The sequence below is a fragment of the Brevibacterium sp. ZH18 genome, assembly GCF_022748595.1.
Classification (GTDB): domain Bacteria; phylum Actinomycetota; class Actinomycetes; order Actinomycetales; family Brevibacteriaceae; genus Brevibacterium.
The window spans coordinates 1-3,961 of sequence record NZ_JALDSX010000084.1; the positions used below are offsets into that span (position 1 = coordinate 1).

5 protein-coding genes are annotated in these 3,961 nt (G+C 62.8%); 3 read left to right on the forward strand and 2 right to left on the reverse strand.

Annotated elements, in window-relative coordinates; translation table 11 throughout:
• Positions 1–43 precede the first annotated feature (43 nt).
• Positions 44–187, reverse strand: coding sequence for a GPGG-motif small membrane protein (locus MPN20_RS16895; protein WP_242784006.1), 144 nt, complete (start codon positions 185–187; stop codon positions 44–46).
• A gap of 79 nt (positions 188–266) precedes the next feature.
• Positions 267–530 carry a hypothetical protein gene (locus MPN20_RS16900; RefSeq protein WP_242784008.1) on the reverse strand — a complete coding sequence of 88 codons (264 nt, stop codon included), beginning with the start codon at positions 528–530 and terminating at the stop codon, positions 267–269.
• 33 nt (positions 531–563) lie between these two features.
• Between MPN20_RS16900 and MPN20_RS16905 the strand changes: the two genes are divergently transcribed.
• The 3 genes from MPN20_RS16905 (at position 564) to MPN20_RS16915 (ending at position 3,859) form a co-directional block, all read left to right on the forward strand.
• Positions 564–1,400, forward strand: coding sequence for a hypothetical protein (locus tag MPN20_RS16905; RefSeq protein WP_242784010.1), 837 nt, complete (start codon positions 564–566; stop codon positions 1,398–1,400).
• Positions 1,401–1,551: 151 nt separating this feature from the next.
• The gene (locus MPN20_RS16910; RefSeq protein ID WP_242784012.1) at positions 1,552–2,274 is read left to right on the forward strand and encodes a DUF998 domain-containing protein; all 723 of its coding nucleotides are present in this window, start codon (positions 1,552–1,554) and stop codon (positions 2,272–2,274) included.
• 130 nt (positions 2,275–2,404) lie between these two features.
• Positions 2,405–3,859, forward strand: coding sequence for an NAD(P)/FAD-dependent oxidoreductase (locus MPN20_RS16915; RefSeq protein ID WP_242784014.1), 1,455 nt, complete (start codon positions 2,405–2,407; stop codon positions 3,857–3,859).
• The last annotated feature ends 102 nt before the right edge of the window (positions 3,860–3,961 follow it).

The window sequence follows — 3,961 nt, forward strand, 5'->3', positions numbered from 1 at the left end:
AACCCTGAGTGGGTTGGGGCGCCGCAGTGTCTGTTTCAGCCGGTCAGCCGAATATGCTCACTCCGCCGGGGCCGACAAGGCAGCCGACGACGATGAGGACGATGCCCCACAGGAGCTGCTTGCGGAAGATCGCGAAAATACCCGAAATTACGAGCAGCGCGGCAATGATCCAAAGAATAAGAGCCATTGTCTTGTCCTTTCCTTTTCTGTTTCACACTTGGTGTTGCACCGACAGGGCTTTTCGCCTGTCGGGGATCGGTGGAACCTCAGTGCCTCGGAGTGTCCGGGTCTTCGAAGTTCCTGTCCCCTGCGGCACGTGGATCGTAGTTGGGATCGGCGAGCCGAGGGTCGTTCTCAGCAGCTCGTGGGTCACGAGGGTCGCGTCCATCGACGAAGCCATCGCGCTGTCCCTGTCCGTCAGCAACGCGAGGGTCGCCTTCGGGTGCCCGAGGGGCACGGGGATCATCCGCAACGGGACGGTTGCCGCCCATACGGTAATCGTCGTCGACCGGGCGGTTGTTCTCCGCCACTGGTCGGTCGTTGTCGACGACAGGGCGATCACGGTGGTCGACGGGCTCACGGCCTGCTCCGTTGTCCGCAACGCGCGGATCACGGTCGACAGGCGCCTGACGCTGGTCAGCGACCCGCGGATCGTTGGCAACAGGCTGCTGTTCGGCAACCGGTCCTCGGTCATCGACGCGAGGATCGTGAGCCGGACGACGCTCGTCGGAAACGCGAGGATCATGATCACGATGACGCTCATCAGCGACGCGAGGGTCGTGACCCGCGTGACGCTCATTGGCAACTGGACGCTCGTCGGCAACCCGCGGATCGTGCTCACGATGACGCTCATCGGCAACGCGAGGGTCGTGGTCCCGGTGACGGTCGTCAGCAACCCGAGGATCGTGATCCCTGTGGTGCTTGTCGCCTACATGGCCGTCTCCGGCAACCGCTCCGGGAGCTGGCTTCCGGTTGCCATGCGCGTCGACGTCGGGATCGAGCTCGTCAGCGTGCTTGAGCTTGCGCTCCTGCTCGAGGCGCTTCTCCTGGGCGAGACGATCGCGTTCAGCGGCGTCTGCTTCCAGCTTCTCCGCTTCGGCAGCCTTGCGCTTGGCTTCGGCTGCCTGTACCTCGGCGTCGGCGTCAGCCTTCTTCGCTTCGGCCTTGCGACGCTCGGCGTCCGCTTCCCGGGCATGGACTTCATGCTGAGACTCGGCAGTTTCCTGACGGATCCGGGCGGCCTCCTTGCGCTGGTGTTCGCGCTTCTTAGCCGCGGCCTTACGACTGACCGCAATGATTATGCCGACGACAATCAAAATAACGACGATCGCTACGACTATCCAGATGATGGTAGTTGCATTCATGCGCTCTCTCCTTGCTGTCTATTCGGTTCTCATTGATCAATTGGATCCGATCAACAGGATGTTTTCATATTTGCACGCCATATCGGCCCTGACAAGCTCCTACATGAATGTGCATTGGGCGTGTCGGTTGATTTTGAGCGGCAGAAGGCCCTTCTGCATTCGCAGTCAGCCATCTACCATTGTTCGGATGCGCACGACTCAATCCGATGGTCACGTCGCGGCCCGATCGACAGTCACAGCAGCAATCTGCTGGCTTCTCGCGGCCGTGGTCTATCTCCTCGCCGAGGCGGTCGCCGCCACCGCTTTCCCCGACTATTCGTACGCGGCCAACTACATCAGTGACCTCGGCGTGCCGGACGTGGAGATGTTGGGCAACCGTCACATCGATTCGCCGCTGCATGTGATCATCAACATTGCCTTCATCGTCCATGGAATCCTGTTCGCCATCGCGGCGCTCTGCCTGACCCGAGGTCGCCGATTCCCCCTGCGCCGCACCTTCGTAGCCCTGACATTCGTCCATGCCCTCGGCATGGTGCTCATTGCCATGGTCAACGGCGGTCAGCACAACTACAGCCTCGGCCTCGCTTGGGTCCACCTCCTCGGCGCGTTCTTCGCCTTCTTCGGTGGGCATCTGAGTGCGATCTGCATCGGCATCTCCCTCTTGTTGAGCCGACGCAGTCGAATCGGCGGACTTGTCAGCATCGGGATCGGCCTCATCGGGATCCTTGGCATCGTCATGCTCCAAGCCGACGTTCGGGTTGTGCCCGGAACTCTTCTCCCCGACGGAGTGTGGGAACGCATCGGCATGTACGCGATCGTGGCATGGGAAGTGACCGCCGGAATCGTTCTGCTCAGCCTGCGACACAGTCAGAGGCCCCTGTCGCAGAGTCACTCCCCCGCTCTAGACTGACAACTCCAACGGAACGAGTTCATCGCCGCTGGAACTCGGCCTCTAGGCACTGCAGACCGGTAACAAAAGGCATCTGGAGGCTGCAAAGGTGCAGCTGAGCCCCAGCCATTAAGAGAAAAGCGGACTTGCTATGAATTCGAATGACCTCATTCCCGACAATGCCGAGGCCGTGACCACCGATGTCATCGTCATCGGCGGTGGACCTGTGGGTGAGAACGCAGCCCAGTACGCGACCGAAGACTCTGACCTCGAGGCGGTCATCATCGAGGAGGAGCTGCTGGGCGGTGAATGCTCCTATTATGCGTGCATTCCGTCGAAGACGATGCTGCGCCCCATTGAGCTCGCCCACGCGACTCAGCACCTGGAAGGACTGCGCGGTGCGGCAGTCGAGCCCGAGGCGCTGATGAGGAGACGTGACGAATGGGTCTCACACTACGATGACAAGGGCCAAGTCGATTGGGCGCAGGGTACCGGCCTGCGCATCGAGCGCGGTCATGGACAGCTCGTCGGCGAACGGGAAGTCCTTGTCAATGGAGAGCACCCGGTAGTCATACGAGCTCGCCACGCTGTAGTCATCGCCACCGGGTCTCTGCCAACAGTGCCGTCAATGTTTGCCGATGTTGCGTCGTGGTCCTCTCGCGACGCTACCGGGGTTCGGGAGGTCCCCGAGTCCTTGGTCATCATCGGCGGCGGCGTGGTTGCTGTGGAGGCCGCAACCTGGATGGCGGCGCTCGGCGCGAATGTGCGGATGCTCGTACGCGGTGATTGTCTCCTCAACGGCCAGGAACCATTCGCAGGAGAGCATGTTGCCACGGCACTGGAGAACGCGGGAGTCCGGATCGACCTGGAAACCACGGTAGAGGCCTGCTACCGGCCGGGCGCCGAAGACACCGGGCTCGGACGGATCCACGGCGGTCAGGTCACAGTCCAGGCCTCGGGTCCCGAAGGTGAGTTCACTGTCAACGCCGACGAGATCCTTGTGGCGACCGGACGACGGCCGCGACTCAATGACCTTGGACTCGAGAGTGTAGGACTCGCCGGTAAAGATATCGCCTCCGGGCACTTACCCGAATGGCTGCACGTCGTTGGGGATGCCAGTGGTGAGGTGCCGTTGACTCATTGGGGAAAGTACCGTGCTCGGGTCGTCGGCGCGCAGATCAGAGCTCGCGCTACCGGCGACGAGTCCGAACCAGTCCCGGAGAATGCGCCGACTCCGCAGGTTGTCTATTCCGATCCGCAAGTCGCGGCGGTCGGAATGACCGAGGCTGAGGCTCGCAGAAATGGGAACGAGGTTGAAGTCTCGCAGTTGCCGTACAACAGCAGTGCCGGAACCTCGCTTCTGCGCGATGATGCCGAGGGAACGGCGCAGATCGTCGTCGATGCTCGTACCGGACTACTCCTCGGGGCCACATTCGTCGGCCCGGAAGCTGCCGAACTGATCCACCCAGCGACAGTCGCGATGGTCGGGAACCTGCCTGTGCATGTACTGCGACACGCAGTTCCGAGTTTCCCCTCATCCTCGGAACTGTGGCTGCCGCTATTGGAGGGCCTGCCTCGGCGGCTGCGGTTGCTTCAACGCGAATAGCGACGCCGGGGGGGGGGGGGGGGGGGGGGGGGGGGGGGGGGGGGGGGGGGGGGGGGGGGGGGGGGGGGGGGGGGGGGGGGGGGGGGGGGGGGGGGGGGGGGG

Coding starts and splice junctions, on each gene's coding strand:
- MPN20_RS16895 (WP_242784006.1), bottom strand. CDS start 187: ATGGCTCTTATTCTTTGGATCATTGCCGCGCTGCTCGTAATTTCGGGT.
- MPN20_RS16910 (WP_242784012.1), top strand. CDS start 1,552: ATGCGCACGACTCAATCCGATGGTCACGTCGCGGCCCGATCGACAGTC.
- MPN20_RS16915 (WP_242784014.1), top strand. CDS start 2,405: ATGAATTCGAATGACCTCATTCCCGACAATGCCGAGGCCGTGACCACC.